Annotated in this window: 16 protein-coding genes and 2 pseudogenes; 5 read left to right on the top strand and 13 right to left on the bottom strand. The window is 68.2% G+C overall.

The annotated features are described in order from the left end of the window. Window positions 1–116 (bottom strand): annotated as a pseudogene (locus tag ASJ79_RS31905) (UvrD-helicase domain-containing protein); the annotation flags it as partial. Between the two features lie 78 nt (window positions 117–194). Next, complete coding sequence (locus ASJ79_RS02525) at window positions 195–1,415, bottom strand: MFS transporter (protein ID WP_231750688.1); 1,221 nt, start codon at window positions 1,413–1,415, stop codon at window positions 195–197. A gap of 162 nt (window positions 1,416–1,577) precedes the next feature. Between ASJ79_RS02525 and ASJ79_RS02520 the strand changes: the two genes are divergently transcribed. Both ASJ79_RS02520 and ASJ79_RS02515 read left to right on the top strand, forming a co-directional pair. Further along, complete coding sequence (locus tag ASJ79_RS02520; protein ID WP_067952898.1) at window positions 1,578–2,732, top strand: Rieske 2Fe-2S domain-containing protein; 1,155 nt, start codon at window positions 1,578–1,580, stop codon at window positions 2,730–2,732. Further along, complete coding sequence (locus ASJ79_RS02515) at window positions 2,729–3,193, top strand: hypothetical protein (protein WP_067952896.1); 465 nt, start codon at window positions 2,729–2,731, stop codon at window positions 3,191–3,193. Before ASJ79_RS02520 ends, ASJ79_RS02515 begins: the two co-directional genes overlap by 4 nt. On the opposite strand, the gene ASJ79_RS02510 is transcribed toward ASJ79_RS02515, so the two are convergent. From ASJ79_RS02510 to ASJ79_RS02500, 3 genes are read right to left on the bottom strand one after another with little or no spacing between them, the layout of a single operon-like run. Continuing rightward, on the bottom strand, window positions 3,190–4,344 hold the full coding sequence (locus ASJ79_RS02510; RefSeq protein WP_067952894.1) for a sulfotransferase: 1,155 nt from the start codon (window positions 4,342–4,344) through the stop codon (window positions 3,190–3,192). The genes ASJ79_RS02515 and ASJ79_RS02510 overlap by 4 nt on opposite strands. Continuing rightward, window positions 4,341–5,126 (bottom strand): SDR family oxidoreductase, encoded by a 786-nt coding sequence (locus ASJ79_RS02505; protein ID WP_067952891.1) that lies wholly within the window; start codon window positions 5,124–5,126, stop codon window positions 4,341–4,343. The genes ASJ79_RS02510 and ASJ79_RS02505 overlap by 4 nt, the downstream gene beginning before the upstream one ends. A 1-nt stretch (window position 5,127) precedes the next feature. Beyond that, the gene (locus ASJ79_RS02500) at window positions 5,128–6,255 is read right to left on the bottom strand and encodes a hypothetical protein (protein ID WP_067952889.1); all 1,128 of its coding nucleotides are present in this window, start codon (window positions 6,253–6,255) and stop codon (window positions 5,128–5,130) included. Between the two features lie 83 nt (window positions 6,256–6,338). Here ASJ79_RS02500 and ASJ79_RS02495 point away from each other — a divergent pair, with 83 nt between their 5' ends. Beyond that, the gene (locus ASJ79_RS02495; RefSeq protein ID WP_067952887.1) at window positions 6,339–7,241 is read left to right on the top strand and encodes an IclR family transcriptional regulator; all 903 of its coding nucleotides are present in this window, start codon (window positions 6,339–6,341) and stop codon (window positions 7,239–7,241) included. A 9-nt stretch (window positions 7,242–7,250) separates the two neighbouring features. Here the strand turns inward: ASJ79_RS02495 and ASJ79_RS02490 are convergent, their stop codons facing one another. The 5 genes from ASJ79_RS02490 to ASJ79_RS02470 all read right to left on the bottom strand — a co-directional run bounded on the left by ASJ79_RS02490 (window position 7,251) and on the right by ASJ79_RS02470 (window position 12,755). Continuing rightward, window positions 7,251–7,709: a heme-binding protein gene (locus tag ASJ79_RS02490; RefSeq protein WP_067952885.1), complete on the bottom strand. Its 459-nt coding sequence runs from the start codon at window positions 7,707–7,709 to the stop codon at window positions 7,251–7,253. Between the two features lie 159 nt (window positions 7,710–7,868). Continuing rightward, window positions 7,869–9,956: a RecQ family ATP-dependent DNA helicase gene (locus tag ASJ79_RS02485; protein ID WP_067952883.1), complete on the bottom strand. Its 2,088-nt coding sequence runs from the start codon at window positions 9,954–9,956 to the stop codon at window positions 7,869–7,871. A 30-nt stretch (window positions 9,957–9,986) separates the two neighbouring features. Next, a complete protein-coding gene (gene dmpG / locus ASJ79_RS02480; protein WP_067952882.1) occupies window positions 9,987–11,042 on the bottom strand; it encodes a 4-hydroxy-2-oxovalerate aldolase in 1,056 nt (351 codons plus the stop codon). Continuing rightward, a complete protein-coding gene (locus ASJ79_RS02475) occupies window positions 11,039–11,959 on the bottom strand; it encodes an acetaldehyde dehydrogenase (acetylating) (protein WP_067952881.1) in 921 nt (306 codons plus the stop codon). The genes dmpG and ASJ79_RS02475 overlap by 4 nt, the downstream gene beginning before the upstream one ends. 10 nt (window positions 11,960–11,969) lie before the next feature. Continuing rightward, window positions 11,970–12,755 (bottom strand): 2-keto-4-pentenoate hydratase, encoded by a 786-nt coding sequence (locus ASJ79_RS02470; RefSeq protein WP_067952878.1) that lies wholly within the window; start codon window positions 12,753–12,755, stop codon window positions 11,970–11,972. A gap of 71 nt (window positions 12,756–12,826) precedes the next feature. Between ASJ79_RS02470 and kstD the strand changes: the two genes are divergently transcribed. After that, window positions 12,827–14,509 carry a 3-oxosteroid 1-dehydrogenase gene (gene kstD / locus ASJ79_RS02465; RefSeq protein WP_067952900.1) on the top strand — a complete coding sequence of 561 codons (1,683 nt, stop codon included), beginning with the start codon at window positions 12,827–12,829 and terminating at the stop codon, window positions 14,507–14,509. Between the two features lie 2 nt (window positions 14,510–14,511). Further along, window positions 14,512–15,378 (top strand): MaoC family dehydratase, encoded by an 867-nt coding sequence (locus ASJ79_RS02460; protein WP_067952876.1) that lies wholly within the window; start codon window positions 14,512–14,514, stop codon window positions 15,376–15,378. A 6-nt stretch (window positions 15,379–15,384) separates the two neighbouring features. Here the strand turns inward: ASJ79_RS02460 and ASJ79_RS02455 are convergent, their stop codons facing one another. The 3 genes and pseudogenes from ASJ79_RS02455 to ASJ79_RS34925 form a co-directional block, all read right to left on the bottom strand. Further along, complete coding sequence (locus ASJ79_RS02455) at window positions 15,385–15,867, bottom strand: hypothetical protein (RefSeq protein ID WP_067952874.1); 483 nt, start codon at window positions 15,865–15,867, stop codon at window positions 15,385–15,387. Window positions 15,868–15,986: 119 nt separating this feature from the next. Further along, window positions 15,987–16,283 (bottom strand): hypothetical protein, encoded by a 297-nt coding sequence (locus ASJ79_RS31900; RefSeq protein WP_067952872.1) that lies wholly within the window; start codon window positions 16,281–16,283, stop codon window positions 15,987–15,989. 116 nt (window positions 16,284–16,399) lie between these two features. Then, window positions 16,400–16,532: pseudogene (locus ASJ79_RS34925) on the bottom strand (hypothetical protein); the annotation flags it as partial.

Genomic DNA, 16,532 nt, shown 5'->3' with positions numbered 1-16,532 from the left:
TCGAGCACCCGCTGCTGCAGCGGTGTGACGTCCTGGTACTCGTCGACGACGAAACAGCGGTACCGGTCCCGGAACTCCTGGGCCACGGCGACGTCGTTCTCGATGGCGGCCGCGGTGAGCACTGCGCTGCGGACCGCTTCGCTGCGCGGGCGGCCACGACGACTCGCCGATCCGCTGTCCACCACGCGGTCAGCCTAGGCGGGCGCCCGTCTGGACCCCACCGCCGCGACAACCAGAGTGGCCACCGCCGCGACCGCGCCGAAACCGAACATCACCGGATAGCTGAACGACCGCACCGCGAACGCCAGGATCGCGGGCACCGCGAAGCCCAGGTACGTCAGGCTGTAGAACACCGCGGTCAGCCCGGCGAGGTCGTCGGGGCCGGCGATGCGCTGGATCTGCTGCAGACCCGCCAACAGCGCCATCCCGTATCCGGCGCCGAGCACCGCCGCGGCCACCAGCGCCGCCCAGATCGTCAGCACCGCCGCCGCCCACGCGGCCAGCGCCATCCCGAGCACCATCAGGGTCAGCGCGATCACCACGCCGGCGGCGCCGCCGGCGTCCAGATTGCGGGCCAGGTTCTGCACGACGAAACCCACGCCGAGCGTGACGAGGCACATCAACGCCGAGAACGCGATGGGCGCAGACCCGGCCCGGTCCGCCATCAGCGCGGGCAGTACCGCGTAGGCCGACGCGCCCGCGCCGAACACCCACGGCGCCAACGGGGCGATCACGAACAGAAACCGGCGGTGCGACACACCGGGAACCGCCAGACCGGTCCACCACGCGCGCCCGGAGGCGTGGCGGGTGCGCGTCTCGGGGGCGGCGCACAGCAGCACCGCCGCGGTCAGTGCCAGCACGATGTTGACCACGTAGGGCAGCACCGTGGGCGCCGGACCCCACTCGGCGAGCACCCCCGCCACCCCGGCGCCGAGACCGAACCCGCAGGTCAAGCTCATCGCCGCGCGCCGGGCACCGGCGTCGCCGTCCTCCCACGGCGGGCTGGACAGTTCTTTGATCCAGCTGCCGCCGACGGCCATGGCCAGTCCGAGCGCCAGTCCACTGAACACCCGGCCGACGCCGAGCATCGGTGCCGACTGCGCCCCGAGCGCCAGGATCGTCGAGCCCACCGCCGCCAGCACCGGTGCGGGCAGCATCAACGGCCTGCGGCCGAACCGGTCGGACAGCGGGCCGCCGATCAGCAGCGCGGGCACGATGCCCAGCACGTAGGCGAACAGCAGCAGATCGACGGTCAGCGCGGAGAAGCCGTCACCGGATCGGTACATCACCAGCAGCGGGGTGAACTCGTTGCCGCCCCACGCGATCGCGAACGTGGCCGCGGCGACCGCGAGCCAGCGCCGCGCCGGGCGGCTGCCCAGCGCGGTGGTCGGCGCAGGTCGGACGGCACTAGCAATACTGGACACTTTGTTCACTATATAGGGCGAGTGCAAATGGGTATCCGGTGCACTTGAGTGGTGAAGGCAACATTTCGCGCAGGTGAGGGGCGTTCGATTGCGCCGACGAGAGCAAAAACTGTAACGTGTTCTAGTTAGAAGCCGAGAATGGGGAGGCCCGAGGTGAGCACCGAGTCAACTGCGGGAACCGCGACGATCCGCGAGATCGACACCGGCACGCTGCCCGACCGCTATGCGCGGGGCTGGCACTGCCTGGGCCCGGTGAAGAACTTCCTGGACGGGCAGCCGCACGGGATCGAGATCTTCGGGACCATGCTGGTCGTGTTCGCCGATTCGAAGGGCGAGCTGAAGGTGCTCGACGGCTACTGCCGGCACATGGGCGGCAACCTCGCCCAGGGCACCATCAAGGGCGACGAGGTGGCCTGCCCGTTCCACGACTGGCGCTGGGGCGGCGACGGCAGGTGCAAGCTGGTCCCCTACGCCAAACGCACCCCGCGCCTGGCCCGCACCCGCTCGTGGCACACCGACGTGCGCGGCGGCCTGCTGTTCGTCTGGCACGACCACGAGGGCAACCCGCCCCAGCCCGAGGTGCGCATCCCGGAGATCCCGCAATGGTCCAGCGGCGAGTGGACCGACTGGAAGTGGAACTCGATGCTGATCAAGGGCTCCAACTGCCGCGAGATCATCGACAACGTCACCGACATGGCGCACTTCTTCTACATCCATTTCGGGTTGCCGACGTACTTCAAGAACGTGTTCGAGGGTCACATCGCCAGCCAGTACCTGCACAACGTCGGCCGGCCCGACGTCAACGACATGGGCACCGCCTACGGTGACGCGTCGCTGGACTCCGAGGCCAGCTACTTCGGGCCGTCGTTCATGATCAACTGGCTGCACAACACCTACGGCGACTTCAAGGCCGAGTCGATCCTGATCAACTGCCACTATCCGGTCACCCAGGATTCGTTCGTGCTGCAGTGGGGTGTGATCGTCGAGAAGCCCAAAGGCCTGGACGACAAGACCACCGAGAAGCTGGCCGACGCGTTCACCGAAGGGGTCAGCAAGGGCTTCCTGCAGGACGTCGAGATCTGGAAGCACAAGACGCGCATCGACAATCCGCTGCTGGTGGAGGAAGACGGCGCGGTCTATCAGATGCGGCGCTGGTACCAGCAGTTCTACGTCGACCTCGCCGACGTGACGCCGGAGATGACCGACCGGTTCGAGATGGAGGTCGACACGACGGTGGCCAACGAGAAATGGCACGTCGAGGTCGAGGAGAACCTCAAGGCACGGGAAGCCGAGAAGCAGGCGACATGAGCCGCCAACCGGATGTGGACCGCCTCGCCAGGTCGATGCTCCTGCTGCACGGGCATGACGACGAGGAACACGAGCACGGCCACACTCCGGGACGCGGCGGGGACGGACCCGGATCCTGGCGCAAGGCACCGGATTTCGCGTCGGATCCGGATCGTGCCGCGGCCGTGCGGGCGAGTAGCCAGGCCGACCGCGAACGGTATCTGAACTCCGGCCTGGTATCGGTGGACTGCCGCTTCTGTCATGTCGCGGTCAAGGTGAAAAAGCTCGGTCCCGCGCACACCTCGGTGCAGTGGACCCGCGAGGCCACCCAGCGCTGCGCTCATTTCACCGAGATCCGGGACGCCGGCGGCGATCCCGCGCGCTCCCCCTCGTGCCCGCGGCTGGCCGACAGCATCAGGCACGCCGTCGCCGAGGGATGCCTGGAGGAGTACTCCAGCGCGCCGTCGCCCGGTGACGGCTAGAGGTTCTCGAACCGCGCCCGGACCTGCTCGGCGGTCAGACCGTAATCGGCCAGCGAATAGGTGTGTTTGGGCGCACGCGGCCCCTGCTTGCTCTGCTGGTCGGTCCGCGACATCGCCTCCCGCGCGGCGTCGGTGAACTCGATGCCGAACGCGCGGTAGATGTCCTCGACAACGCCGATCGGATCCTTGATCAGCGCGAAGTAGTCCAGATCGTAGAACTGTGCCGGATCATGCTTGGCGCGTTCGGCGTTGAACAATTCCAGACCGCGGGACCAGGTCTCCATCGAGTCGGCGCCGATCACCTCGCCGGCGAAGGTGTTCGACCAGCCCGCGGTGGTGTGCTGGGCCAGCGAGCACATCGACGCCATGATCGTCTCGGCCGGCCGGTGGCACTGCACCACCAGCGCGTCCGGGTAGGTCGCGAACAACGCATCCAGCGCGAACAGGTGGCTGGGGTTCTTCAGCACCCAGCGCTTCTCCCGGTCGTTGAGCCCGATCAGCTGCAGGTTGCGCCGGTGCCGTTGATACGGCTTGGTCCAGTCCTGACCGGCCAGCCATCGCGAGTAGGTGGGCACATGGGCCAGGGTCTCGTAGGACACCGAGTGCAGCGACTGGCGCAGCAGCTGCCAGCACTCCTCCACCTCGTCGGCGGTCATGAAATGCAGGCCGGTGTAGTCCGGATTCTCCTCGTGCGCCTTGCTGAACTGCGCGTCGAGTTGCTGGAAAACCGGATTCTGCGACCATGTTTCACGCGGCGGGCGCGGCTGCGGGAACTCGGCCAGCCACAGCTCCAGACCCTGGTGGCGTGGATCGGCGGCCAGCAGGCGGTGCACCGCCGTGGTCCCGGTGCGCGGCAGCCCGGTGACGAAGATCGGACGTTCGATCACCACGTCGGTGTGCTCGGGGTACTGCTTGAACGCCGCCTCGGAGACCAGCCGGGCCACCAGCGCATTGCGCAGGAAGAACCGCTGCATCTTGCTGCCGAGCTCGGTCAGGTCGGCGTCCCGCTGGTAGGACTCGAGAAGGACGCCGAGCGCCTCGCGGTAGTTGTCGTCGTCGGAACCGAAATCGTCGAGACCGCAGGCCTTGGTGGCCGACGCGTGCAGATCCTCGACGGTGCCCACATCGGTACGTGCGCTCGAACCACTCACGCCTTGAACTCCCCGCAGTTGACGTCGAGCGCCTGGCCGGTGATGCCGCTGGACAGGTCGCTGGCCATGAACAGGATCGCCGAGGCCACCTCGTCCTCGGTGGGCAGCCGCTTGAGGTCCGAGGCCGCGGCGGTGGCCTTGTAGATCTCCTCGACGGTGGTGCCGTACTTGCCGGCCTGATGGGTGAAATAGGACTCCAGGGTGCCGCCCCAGATATAGCCGGGCAGCACGGAATTCACGCGGATGCCCTGCTCGCCCAGCTCGGTGGCCAGCGTCTGCGACATCGCCAGCAACGCCGATTTGGCCATCTTGTAGGCGCCGTACTTGGCCTGCGAGTGGCGGACCACCATCGAGTTCACGTTGACGACCGAACCTTTCGCCTCGGCCAGCGCCGGATTGAACGCCTGCACCATCCGCAGCGCGCCGAACACCGTCAGCTCGATCGCGTCGCGCATGTGCTCGAAGGTGGTGTTGGCGAACGGTTTCATCGACGGTACCCGGAACGCGTTGTTGATCAACACGTCGACCCTGCCGTAGGCCTTGAGTGATTCGTCGACCAGGTCGGCCACCTGCGCGTCGTCGGTGATGTCGGTACCCACCGACAGGGCGCGCCTGCCGAGATCGGTGATCTGCTTGGCGACATCGTCGAGCCGTTCGACCGTGCGCGCGGCGAGCACCAGGTCGGCACCTTCCTCCGCGCAGCGGCGCGCCAGCGTGGTACCGAGCGCCGGTCCGACGCCGCTGATGACGACGACCTTGTCCTGCAGAAGCCCGAGCGCCATCTCAACCCACCATTCTTTCGCCGATCTGCTTCTGGCGCAGCGCGATACGTGCCCGCCAGTCGTCCTCTGAGATCCTGTTCGACTCGTAGTACGGCAGTGCCTCGCCAACCCGGCCGACCTCCACCAGCTCCAACGTCGGGCCGTCCGCGGGCGTCAACTCGCGCGAGAGCCGCTGCCACCGGAACTGCAGAAAACCCCGGCGGTGCCCGAGCGTCTCCACCCAGTTCGTCACTCCCGGGTTCTGCTCGGAGACGACGATGCGGATCTTGCCGTCCGGATCCGCCTGCGCCTGAGTGCCGTTCAGCGACGTCTGGTGGTTGATGTAGTCCAGCGAGATGTACCACAGGCTGCCGAGCTGGAACCCGAGGTAGGGCGCATCCGGGACCGGGATCGTGATGACGAGCGCCTGGTCGGCGGTCAGGTCGAACTGGCCGGTCGACGAGTACTGCGTCGCGAGCCCGCCCGGTGTGAGCCTGGGCGCCACCATCGAGTTCGGCGCCGTGTCGTTGTAGAACCACTGCGGGAACTGCAGCCACGTCTTGACCCGCTGCACGAGCTGTTTACCCGCGACGGCGTAGCGCTTCTCGATGAGTTCGCGGGTCAGCGGCGGTGGCGCGGTGCCCGCGGTGTCGGTGCGCGCGATCGCGAACGTGCCGCGCCGGGCGGACCAGTCGTTGTAGACCTCGCGGATCACGAGTTGGGACGGCACCGCCGGGGTGAACCGCCACTCGAAGGTGCCGTCGGCGGCGATGTCGAGCTTGCGGTCGTCGAACGCGGTCTCACTGTCGGGCACCACCTCGTCGGTGTACTCACCGCCCAGGAGCTGGAAGCTGACGTCGGTGGTGGTGCCCCGGGTACCGGTGACGACGTACTCGTGGCCGGGCTGCACGCGGGTGCCGAAGTACAGCGTGTCGGGGTTGTCGAGGGCCATCTTGGTGAACGGTCCGGTGCCGCTGTGCAGGAACGGGTGGTCACGGTCGTAGTCGAACGCGACGTGCGTGCATGCGGCGATGCACCCGGCCAGGTACTGCAGGCCTTCCAGGAGGTCGGCCTCGGATTCGATGAACGGGGCGGCGGCGACGAGTTTCTCGGCTTCGGCGATGGCATCGGCCAGCGGCTGCGTGAACACAGTCCGAAACTAGAACCTGTTCTATCTGGAGTCAATATCCTACCGGCATGTTCCAAATATGGACCGTTCGGTAGGCTGCCGGCATGTCGTCACCGCCGGCCCCTGGACGCGCGTCGCCCCCGACGGACCGGGTGGTGCGCATCCTCGACTTTCTCGCGAGCCGGCCGCAGGAGCGCTTCGGGGTGTCCGAACTCGCCCGCCGGGTGGGTCTGACCAAGCCGACGTGTCTGGGCATCGTCACCTCGCTCGCCGACGCCGGTTACCTCGTCCGCGATCCGGCCGACAAAACCTACCGGCTGGGACCGTCACTGATCACTCTCGGCCACCGGGCCCAGGAGTCGATGCGGGTCAGCCCGGCCGCACGGGAACAGTTGCGTCTGCTGTCGATGCGGTTCGGTGCGACGGCGGCACTCTCGGCGGTCGTCGACGACCGCATCACCCTGCTGGACCTGGTCGCGCCGTCCGGAGCGCGGCCCGGCGTGGAGGTGGGTCAGAGCTACCCGTTCGCACCGCCGGTCGGCCTGATGTTCGTGCTGTGGGACGACGAAGCCGAACGTGATTGGCTCCGAAGGCCGCCCACCATTCCGCTGCGCACCGACACCGAGCGGCTCAACCGGGTGGTGGCCGCCTGCCGTGCCGACGGCTACCTGGTGGAGCGGCAGACGGTGGGCGGGCGACGGCTGTACTCGCTGATGGCCGGCATGCCGACCGAGTTGCCCGACGAACTGCGCGCGTTGCTGGGCGAGCTCGTCTCCGACATCGGAGAGCGGGTCTATCTGCGTGCCGAAAGTCCCGGTCGCACGAAACACGACATCAGCGTGATCTCGGCCCCGGTCTACGATCACTACCGGCGACAGGTGATGGTTGCGTCGCTGCACGTCGGAAAATCGTTGACCGACAACGAGATCACCGACCGGGCGCAAGCCGTGGTGGCCACCGCGGACGCGGTGACCACCCAGCTCGGCGGGGACAAACGGATCTTCTGACCGGCGAGGTCAGCCCACCTGCGGCGCGATCACTTCGGGAGCCTCAGGGGCCGAGGGTGTTTCGCCGGGCTCGGTGCTGTTCGAGACGGCTTCGGCCACCGGTGTCGGCACCACTTCGACGCCGCACTGGTTCTGCAGCGCGGACACCGGCTGGTGGATCGCCTTCAGCTGGTCCTCGACCTGCGGGTTCTGCGCGAAGAACGCCCCATAGGCGGCCTGCGCCTCAGGCTGCGGCTGGGTCGCGATGGCCGACAGAGCCTGGTCGGTCTGCGGGTTGGCTGCCAGGTAGGCACCCTCGGTGGCGGCCACCGAACTCACCGTTCCGGCCACATTGCTGGCCGAGCAGTCGGGGGCGGCGGGCTGCGCATTGGACACCGGCGCGACGATCGCCGCCGAACCGAAGGCGAGCAGGCCACCGGCGAACATGCCGAACAGGCCGCGGCGCACAGTCGTGACGGACGCGTTCATAAAAGATCACTCCTCAAGGTTTTCGGGGATCTGTTCATTCGGTCGCGGTACAGGCCTATCCAGACGGTGCCGGGGCCAAACACCCTCCGCCGCGCCCGCCACCGGCCGGCCGGACATCGGCGCAGGCCGCGAGCGGTATCGATCCGGCGGAAAAATTCTCTACGAGGTAGCGGCCAACGCGAACGGCAGGACCGCGGGCGCCCCGGCCGCGCGCAGCACCCGTGCGGCCATCGTCATCGTCCACCCGGTGTCGGTCATGTCGTCGACGAGCAGCACCGGCCCGGTCACCGCGCCGAGGACTGCCGGGTCCGGGATCTCCCACGCGCCGCACAGCGCGGCGACGCGGTAGGCGGAGTTCGCCGCGGTCGCGGGGCGCCGGTCGGGCGCGTAGCGCAGCACGCCGAGGTCGGCGAGCCGTCCGAGGCCGGCGAGCCTGCGCGCCAGCGACGCGATCAGCACAGGGTGCGAGAGCGAGTCCAGAGCCATCACCGCGGTCGGCCGGTTCTCCCAGTTCCAGGACGCGAGCACCTTGACCGCCGCCTGCACCACGTCGTCGGGGACCTCGCCGTCCTGCTCGTCGAGCAGTTTGCGCAGCCGCGCGCCCCAGCCGAGGTCGGTCAACCGGCCGATGACGCGTCCGGGCGCCGGGCCGTCGGTGATGCGTCCGCTCAGATCGACACCGATCTTGGCGAGTCCTGTCGGCCACTGCTTGCGCGGCGTCAACTCGACCCCCGGACGCATGAGGCGCTGCCGGGAGTCCTCGGCGACGGCAGCGTCGACGTCGGCGGAGAAACGCGACCCGGCACAGTTGTCGCACCGGCCGCACCGCTCGCCGGCGCCGAGTTCGGGATCGTCGAGCTGGCGGCGCAGGAAAGCCATCCGGCAGCCGTCGGTGGATTGGTAGTCGAGCATGGCCTGCTGTTCACGCCGGCGGGCCTCGTCGAGGGTGCGGTAACGCGGCTCGTCGTATTCCCACGGCGCACCGGTGCCGATCCAGCCGCCCTTGACCCGCCGCACCGCACCGTCGACGTCGAGGACCTTCAGCACCATCTCCAGCCGTGACCGATTGAGGTCGACCAGCGGTTCCAGCGCCGCCGTCGACTGCGGACGGTCCGGGTCCAGTGCGCGGATCACATTGCGCACCATGCCTTCTGACGGAAAGGCAACGGAGGCGAAATACCGCCACACATCCTGGTCCTCGCGCCCGGGCAGCAGGACCACCTCGGCGCCGGCGGTGGCACGGCCGGCGCGGCCGACCTGCTGGTAGTACGCGATCGGCGACGACGGTGCGCCCAGGTGCACGACGAAACCGAGATCGGGTTTGTCGAACCCCATGCCGAGCGCCGACGTGGCGATGAGCGCTTTCACCCGGTTGTCCAGCAGGTCGGCTTCGAGTTGCTCCCGTTCGGCGGCCTCGGTGGACCCGGTGTAGGCGGCGACCTTGTGTCCGTGTTCGGTGAGCAGGGACGCCACGTCGTGGGCTTGGGCCACCGTCAGGGTGTAGACGATCCCCGATCCGGGCAGCGAATCAAGGTGCGCCACAAGCCATGCCGCGCGCTGCGCCGGATTTCCGGCATGCACCACCGACAGTCGCAGCGACTCGCGGTCCAGCCCGCCGCGCAGCACCAGGGTGTCCGCACCGCCGACCCCCAACTGGGCGGCGACGTCGGCGACCACCCGGTCGTTGGCGGTCGCGGTGGTGGCCAGCACCGGCACGTCGGCGCCGAGGTCGGCCAGCAGTGTGCGGATGCGCCGGTAGTCGGGCCGGAAGTCGTGGCCCCAGTCCGACACGCAGTGCGCCTCGTCGACGACCACCAGGCCCGCGTCGTGGGCGAGTGCGGGCAGCACCTCGTCGCGGAAGTCGGGGTTGTTCAGGCGTTCCGGGCTCACCAGCAGCACGTCGAGGTCCCCGGACCTGACCCGCTGGTGGATCTCCTCCCAGTCGGTGACGTTGCTGGAGTTGATGGTGGCGGCGTGCACACCGGCCCGTTCGGCGGCCGCGACCTGGTTGCGCATCAACGCCAGCAGCGGCGACACGATGACGGTCGGCCCGTGGCCGGCGGCGCGCAGCAGCTTGGCGGAGATGAAGTAGACCGCCGACTTGCCCCACCCGGTGCGCTGCACGACGAGTGCCCGGCGCCGGTGCACCACCAGCGTCTCGATCGCCGTCCACTGGTCGTCGCGCAGCACGGCGCCCGGCCCGGCCAGTCGTTCGAGGATCGCCTGTGCGTCGGCCCGCGTCGTCATGGCACCATCGTGCCCGCCGGGTCCGACGCGTCAGGACGCGGGAGAGGCCTCCATCTCGCGCTTGATCTCCAGCGCGATGTCGATCAGCTGGTCTTCCTGGCCGCCGATCAGCTTGCGCTGCCCCGCGCGGTGCAGCAGCTTGTGCGCGGGAACGCCGTAGCGCTCAGACTGCCGGATGGCGTGCTTGAGGAAGCTGGAGTACACCCCCGAATAGCCCATGATCAACGCGTTGCGGTCCAGCAGGCACTCGGCCGGCATGGCGGGCGCGACGACCTCTTCGGCGGCGTCGGCGATGTCGAAGAAGTCGATGCCGGTCTTGACCCCGATCTTGTCGAACACCCCGATCAGCGCCTCGACCGGTGCGTTGCCTGCACCGGCGCCGAACCGCCGGCACGAGCCGTCGATCTGCTTGGCTCCGGCCCGCACCGCCTCGATCGAGTTGGCGACGCCGAGGCCGAGGTTCTCGTGACCGTGGAATCCCACCTGGGCATCCGAACCGAGTTCGGCGACCAGCGCCGCGACCCGGTCCCGCACCCCTTCGAGCACCAGCGCACCCGCCGAGTCCACGACGTAGACGCACTGGCAGCCGGCATCGGCCATGATGCGGGCCTGCTTGGCGAGCTTCTCCGGCGGGATGGTGTGGCTCATCATCAGGAAGCCGACGGTCTCCAGCCCGAGTTCCCGGGCCAGCCCGAAGTGCTGGATGGAGACGTCGGCCTCGGTGCAGTGGGTCGCGATCCGGCAGATCGACCCGCCGTTGTTCTGGGCCTCCTTGATGTCCTCCTTGGTGCCGACGCCGGGCAGCATCAGGAAGGCGATCTTGGATTCCTTGGCCGTCTCGGCGGCCAGCTTGATCAGCTCCTGCTCCGGGGTCTTGGAGAATCCGTAGTTGAAGCTCGAGCCGCCGAGCCCGTCGCCGTGGGTGACCTCGATGACCGGCACCCCGGCGGCGTCCAGCGCGGCCACGATCGCGTGCACCTCGTCCTTGGTGAACTGGTGCCGCTTGTGGTGACTACCGTCGCGCAACGACGTGTCCGTCATCCGGACGTCCCAGACCGGGTTGAAGTAGACGCCTTCGGTGCTCATGATTGCACTCCTGCCGTTGACGTGACGACCCGATCCCTGGCGATTTCCTCGCCCACCTTCGTGGCCGCGGCGGTCATGATGTCCAGGTTTCCAGCGTACGGCGGCAGGTAGTCACCCGCACCCTCCACCTCGATGAACGTCGTGACCAGATGGTTGCCCCCGTTGACCACCGACGGTTCGTCGAACTGCGGCTCGTTGAGCAGCCGGTAGCCGGGCACGTAGGTCTGCACCTCGGCCACCACATCCTTGATCGACTGAACGACGGCGGCTTGATCCGTATCTGGGGGGATCGCGCAGAAGATGGTGTCGCGCATGATCATCGGCGGTTCGGCCGGGTTGAGGATGATGATGGCCTTGCCGCGCTGGGCGCCGCCGATGTTCTGCACCCCGGCGCTGGTGGTCTTGGTGAACTCGTCGATGTTCGCGCGGGTGCCCGGGCCGGCCGACGCCGACGACACGGATGCGACGATCTCGGCGTAGGGAACGCCCACCACGCGGGACACCGCGTGCACGATCGGGATGGTGGCCTGCCCGCCGCACGTGACCATGTTGACGTTGGGCGCCTCGAGATGTTCGCGCAGGTTGGCCGGCGGGATCACCCCGGGCCCGACCGCGGCCGGGGTCAGGTCGATCGCGCGGATGCCGGCCTCGGCGTAGCGCGGAGCGGCATCGCGGTGCACATAGGCACTGGTGGCCTCGAAGACCATGTCGGGCAACTCGCTCTGGGCCAGCAGCCAGTCCACACCTTCGTGCGAGGTCTCCAGTCCGAGCTTGCGGGCCCGCGCCAACCCCTCGCTCTCGGGATCGATCCCGATCATCCAGCGCGGCTCCAGCCACTCCGAACGCAACAACTTGTAGAGCAGATCGGTGCTGATGTTGCCCGAACCCACGATCGCCACAGACTTCTTCTCAGCCATATGCCGGCTCCTATTCGAAATCCAGTCGTACTGAACCTAACCCGCTGAAGTCGGCGACGAAATGGCTGCCGGGAGGTGCATCTATCGCACGGGTGCACGACCCTGGCAGCACGATGTCGCCGGCCTTGAGCCGGACACCGAAACCTTCGACCTTGCGGGCCAGCCACGCGACCGCGGTGACCGGATTCCCCAGCACCGCATCGCTGCGTCCTTCCGCAACCACCTCGCCGTTGTTGGTCAACGTCGCCTCGATGGCCCGGATGTCGATGTCTTTGGGCGACACCCGCGCCTCGCCGAGCACCCAACCCGCCGAGCTCGCGTTGTCGGCGATGGTGTCGCACAGTTTGATCTGCCAGTTGGTGATCCTGGTGTCGATCAACTCGATCGCCGGCGCGAACGCCGCCGTCGCCGCCAGCACGTCGTCCTCGGTGCATCCCGCCCCCGGCAGGTCGTCGGACAGAATGAACCCGACCTCGACCTCGACCCGCGGATACAGATATCGGCCGGACTTGACCGGAACGTCTTCGAACACCTGCATCTCGTCGAGCAGGTGCCCGTAGTCGGGCTCGTCGACGTTCATCATCTTCTGCATGGCCTCGGACGACAGGCCCACCTTGTGGCCGATCACCCGGGCGCCCTCGGCGACCCGCTGGCGGATGTTGATGAGCTGGATCTCGTAGGCGTCCACCACGTCGATGTCGGGGTGACCGTCGGTGAGCGGAGCGATCGGCACGCGGCTGCGCTCCGCCTCGGCCAGGTCTGCGGCGAGCTTCTCGCGCACCTCATCGGACAACATTGGTGAAGTCCCCTCGTTTCGTCGACCGGCACAGTTGTTAGTCGGCCGGGCAATTCTATAACGTGTTCTACATGACGGAGCAGGAGTATGACGTCGTCGTGGTCGGCAGCGGCGCCGCCGGTATGGTCGCCGCCCTGACCGCCGCCCACCAGGGCCTCTCGACGATAGTCGTTGAGAAGGCCCCGCACTACGGAGGTTCCACTGCGCGGTCAGGTGGCGGCGTGTGGATCCCGAACAACGAGGTCCTCAAGCGCGACGGTGTCAAAGACACGGCGGAAGCGGCCCGCACCTACCTGCACGCGATCATCGGCGACGTGGTGCCCGCCGAGAAGATCGACACCTACCTTGAGCGCGGTCCCGAGATGCTGTCGTTCGTGCTCAAGCACTCGCCGCTGAAGCTGTGCTGGGTGCCCAACTACTCCGACTACTACCCCGAGACCCCGGGCGGCAAGGCCACCGGCCGCTCAGTGGAACCGAAACCCTTCGACGCCAAGAAGCTCGGCGAAGACATGGCCGGTCTCGAACCGCCCTACGGCAAGGTGCCGATGAACATGGTGGTGATGCAGCAGGACTATGTGCGGCTCAACCAGCTCAAGCGGCATCCCCGCGGGCTGTTGCGCAGCCTCAAGGTCGGGGCCCGGTCGGTGTGGGCCAACACCACCGGCAAGAACCTGGTGGGCATGGGCCGCGCGCTGATCGCGCCGCTGCGCATCGGTCTGCGCGACGCCGGCGTCCCGGTGCGACTCAACACCGCGATGACCGATCTCCATGTGGAGGACGGCGTGGTCCGCGGCATCTATGTCAGGGACACCCGTGACTCGGAATCAGCTGAGCCACAATTGATCCGGGCACGCCGCGGCGTCATCCTGGGCAGCGGCGGGTTCGAGCACAACGAACAGATGCGGGTGAAGTACCAGCGTGCGCCGATCACCACGGAGTGGACGGTCGGCGCCAAGGCCAACACCGGCGACGGGATCCTGGCCGCCGAGAAGCTGGGTGCGGCGCTCGACGTCATGGAGGACGCCTGGTGGGGGCCGACGGTGCCGCTCGTGGACTCCCCGTGGTTCGCGCTGTCCGAGCGCAACTCCCCCGGCTCGATCATCGTGAACATGGCGGGCAAACGCTTCATGAACGAGTCGATGCCCTACGTCGAGGCCTGCCACCACATGTACGGCGGCCGGTACGGCCAGGGCCCGGGCCCCGGCGAGAACATCCCGGCCTGGCTGGTGTTCGACCAGCGTTACCGCGACCGATACATCTTCGCCGGACTGCAACCGGGGCAACGCATTCCGAAGAAATGGCTGGAATCGGGCGTGATCGTCAAGGCCGACACCCTCGACGAACTCGCCACCAGAACGGGTCTGCCGGCCGACACCTTCAAGGCCACGGTGGAGCGCTTCAACGGGTTCGCCCGCTCGGGTGTGGACGAGGACTTCAAACGCGGCGAGAGCGCGTACGACCGCTACTACGGCGACCCGACCAACAAGCCGAACCCGAACCTCGGTGAGATCAGCCAGGGTCCGTTCTACGCGGCGAAGATGGTGCCCGGCGACCTCGGTACCAAGGGCGGCGTCGTCACCGACGTGCGGGGCCGCGCGCTGCGCGACGACGGTTCGGTCATCGAAGGCCTCTACGCCGCGGGCAACGTGAGCGCGCCGGTGATGGGCCACACCTACCCCGGACCCGGCGGCACCATCGGCCCCGCGATGACGTTCGGGTATCTCGCAGCGCTGGCCATTGCAGGGAAGGACTGAAAGTGCCCATCAACCTCGACGAAGCCATCGGCGCCGAGCTCGACCCGGTCGAATTCTCCTGGACCAGTAGCGACATCCAGCTGTATCACCTGGGCCTGGGCGCGGGCGGCGACCCGATGGACAAGGCCGAGCTGCGCTACCTCGTCGACGACACCCCGCAGGTGCTCCCGACGTTCGGCAACGTCGCCCAGAGCTTCCACATGACCGAGCCGCCCGCGGTGAAGTTCCCGGGTATCGACATCGAGTTGAGCAAGGTCCTGCACGCCAGCGAGGCCGTCACGGTGCCCGGCCCGATTCCGGCCTCCGGCACCGGCGTCGCGGTCACCCGGTTCACCGAGATCTGGGACAAGGGCAAGGCCGCGGTCATCTGGTCGGAGACCGAGGTCAAGGATCCCGGCGGCACGCTGCTGTGGACCCAGAAGCGCTCGATCTTCGCCCGCGGTGAAGGCGGCTTCGGCGGCGATCGTGGCCCCTCGGGGTCGTCCGCGGCTCCCGACCGTGCGCCCGATCTCGAACTGTCCGTCCCGACCTCACCGCAGCAGGCGCTGCTCTACCGCATGTGCGGCGATCGCAATCCGCTGCATTCCGACCCGGATTTCGCTGCGGCAGCTGGTTTTCCGCGTCCGATCCTGCACGGGCTGTGCACCTACGGGATGACCTGCAAGGCGCTGGTTGACAACCTTCTCGACGGCGACGTGGCCGGGCTGAAGTCCTACGGCGCCCGGATGGCGGGCGTGGTGTTCCCGGGCGAGACGCTGCGGGTGAACGTCTGGAAAGACGACAGCGGCAGCGCGTACACGGCCGTCGTCACCGCGCCGGAACGCGACAACGCGGTGGCCCTGGCCGGCGTCGAGTTCGTCCCGGTCTGATCCGGACTACCCGCAGAGCTCGGCGATTCTCGTCGACGCCGCCTGCGCGTCGTTCATCCGGTCGGTCTGAGTCGGGTCGTTGCCGGGGGCACCGGCAAGCTGGCTCATCCCGATGTACTCGAGGTTGTTCGCGAAAGTCCGCACCGCCTCGGCGAGATCGGACGGCACGTCACCGTCGAGCCGGGACAGCAGGAACTGCCCGCCGCCGAGAGTGGCCAGCCGCGCGTTGGCGGCGACGGCCTGCACGGCCACCGGATCCTCGCCGAGGTTGGCGTTGGTCTGCAGCGAAACCGCACCGCGCACCAGGTCGAACGCGCCGCACACCCGCGTCTTGGGATCGGTGGACTGGTCGGCCGTCGCCGACGACGTCTCGCTCGACGGCGAGCTCAGCAACGCCCAGACCGCGACGGCCAACGCCGCGACGGCGACCACCAGGGCGGCGATGACGAGCTGATTCGTACGACTGGACGTGTTTGCGAACTCGGACATTGGGCGATCATAGCCTCACGCCAAAGCCATTCTTCGGCAATGACTTTCAACGCGACGAAATTGCATTCCAGCAGCGAGAATGCGAGAGAGGACCTGCTGGAATGCAAGTTCGGCGGCGTTCAGACGTCGTCGCCCGAGTCTCCCCGCGCGCTGCCGGTTCCGTCAGCACCGTCGGTTCCCCCGGAGCTGCCTGACCCGCCGGCGCCGCCCGTGGCGTTGGATTCGTCGGTGGCTTCGGCATCACCGCCGTCACCGCCGTCGCCGCCGGTCCCCCCGAACACTCCGTCGGCTCCGCCGTCACCGCCATCGCCACCGGTCGCGGAGTCGTCTCCGGACGCGTTGCCCCCGGCGCCGCCGTCGCCGCCGTCACCGTTGAGCGTGGCCCGGCCTCCGTCGCCGGCGTCACCACCGGTCACGATGCCGTTGTCGGAGGTGGCGTCACCGCCGGCGCCACCGACACCGGCTTCCCCGGTTGCGGTGTTACCGCCGACACCGCCGGCGCCACCGGTGGCCGAGCCGTCGGTATTGAACGCCGCGCCCCCTTGACCGCCTCGTCGTGGTCGTGGGCGAGCACCACCGCGCGGGACCGGCCGTGGTTGCGCCGCGACAGCGAGCGGCCGATCGACTCCAGCGAGGACGCGCGCCCTTCGGGGCTGTCGATCCAG

Source organism: Mycobacterium sp. NAZ190054 (assembly GCF_001545925.1).
In the GTDB taxonomy this organism is placed as follows: Bacteria; Actinomycetota; Actinomycetes; order Mycobacteriales; family Mycobacteriaceae; genus Mycobacterium.
The sequence above is the reverse complement of the archived record's forward strand: the minus strand, read 5'-3'. Positions and strand labels throughout refer to the sequence as shown.

Excerpts from the sequence above, each read along its gene's own strand:
- ASJ79_RS02515 (WP_067952896.1), top strand. The coding sequence starts at position 2,729 with ATGAGCCGCCAACCGGATGTGGACCGCCTCGCCAGGTCGATGCTCCTG.
- ASJ79_RS02505 (WP_067952891.1), bottom strand. The coding sequence starts at position 5,126 with ATGGCGCTCGGGCTTCTGCAGGACAAGGTCGTCGTCATCAGCGGCGTC.
- ASJ79_RS02495 (WP_067952887.1), top strand. The coding sequence starts at position 6,339 with ATGTCGTCACCGCCGGCCCCTGGACGCGCGTCGCCCCCGACGGACCGG.
- ASJ79_RS02490 (WP_067952885.1), bottom strand. The coding sequence starts at position 7,709 with ATGAACGCGTCCGTCACGACTGTGCGCCGCGGCCTGTTCGGCATGTTC.
- ASJ79_RS02485 (WP_067952883.1), bottom strand. The coding sequence starts at position 9,956 with ATGACGACGCGGGCCGACGCACAGGCGATCCTCGAACGACTGGCCGGG.
- dmpG (WP_067952882.1), bottom strand. The coding sequence starts at position 11,042 with ATGAGCACCGAAGGCGTCTACTTCAACCCGGTCTGGGACGTCCGGATG.
- ASJ79_RS02475 (WP_067952881.1), bottom strand. The coding sequence starts at position 11,959 with ATGGCTGAGAAGAAGTCTGTGGCGATCGTGGGTTCGGGCAACATCAGC.
- ASJ79_RS02470 (WP_067952878.1), bottom strand. The coding sequence starts at position 12,755 with ATGTTGTCCGATGAGGTGCGCGAGAAGCTCGCCGCAGACCTGGCCGAG.
- kstD (WP_067952900.1), top strand. The coding sequence starts at position 12,827 with ATGACGGAGCAGGAGTATGACGTCGTCGTGGTCGGCAGCGGCGCCGCC.
- ASJ79_RS02455 (WP_067952874.1), bottom strand. The coding sequence starts at position 15,867 with ATGTCCGAGTTCGCAAACACGTCCAGTCGTACGAATCAGCTCGTCATC.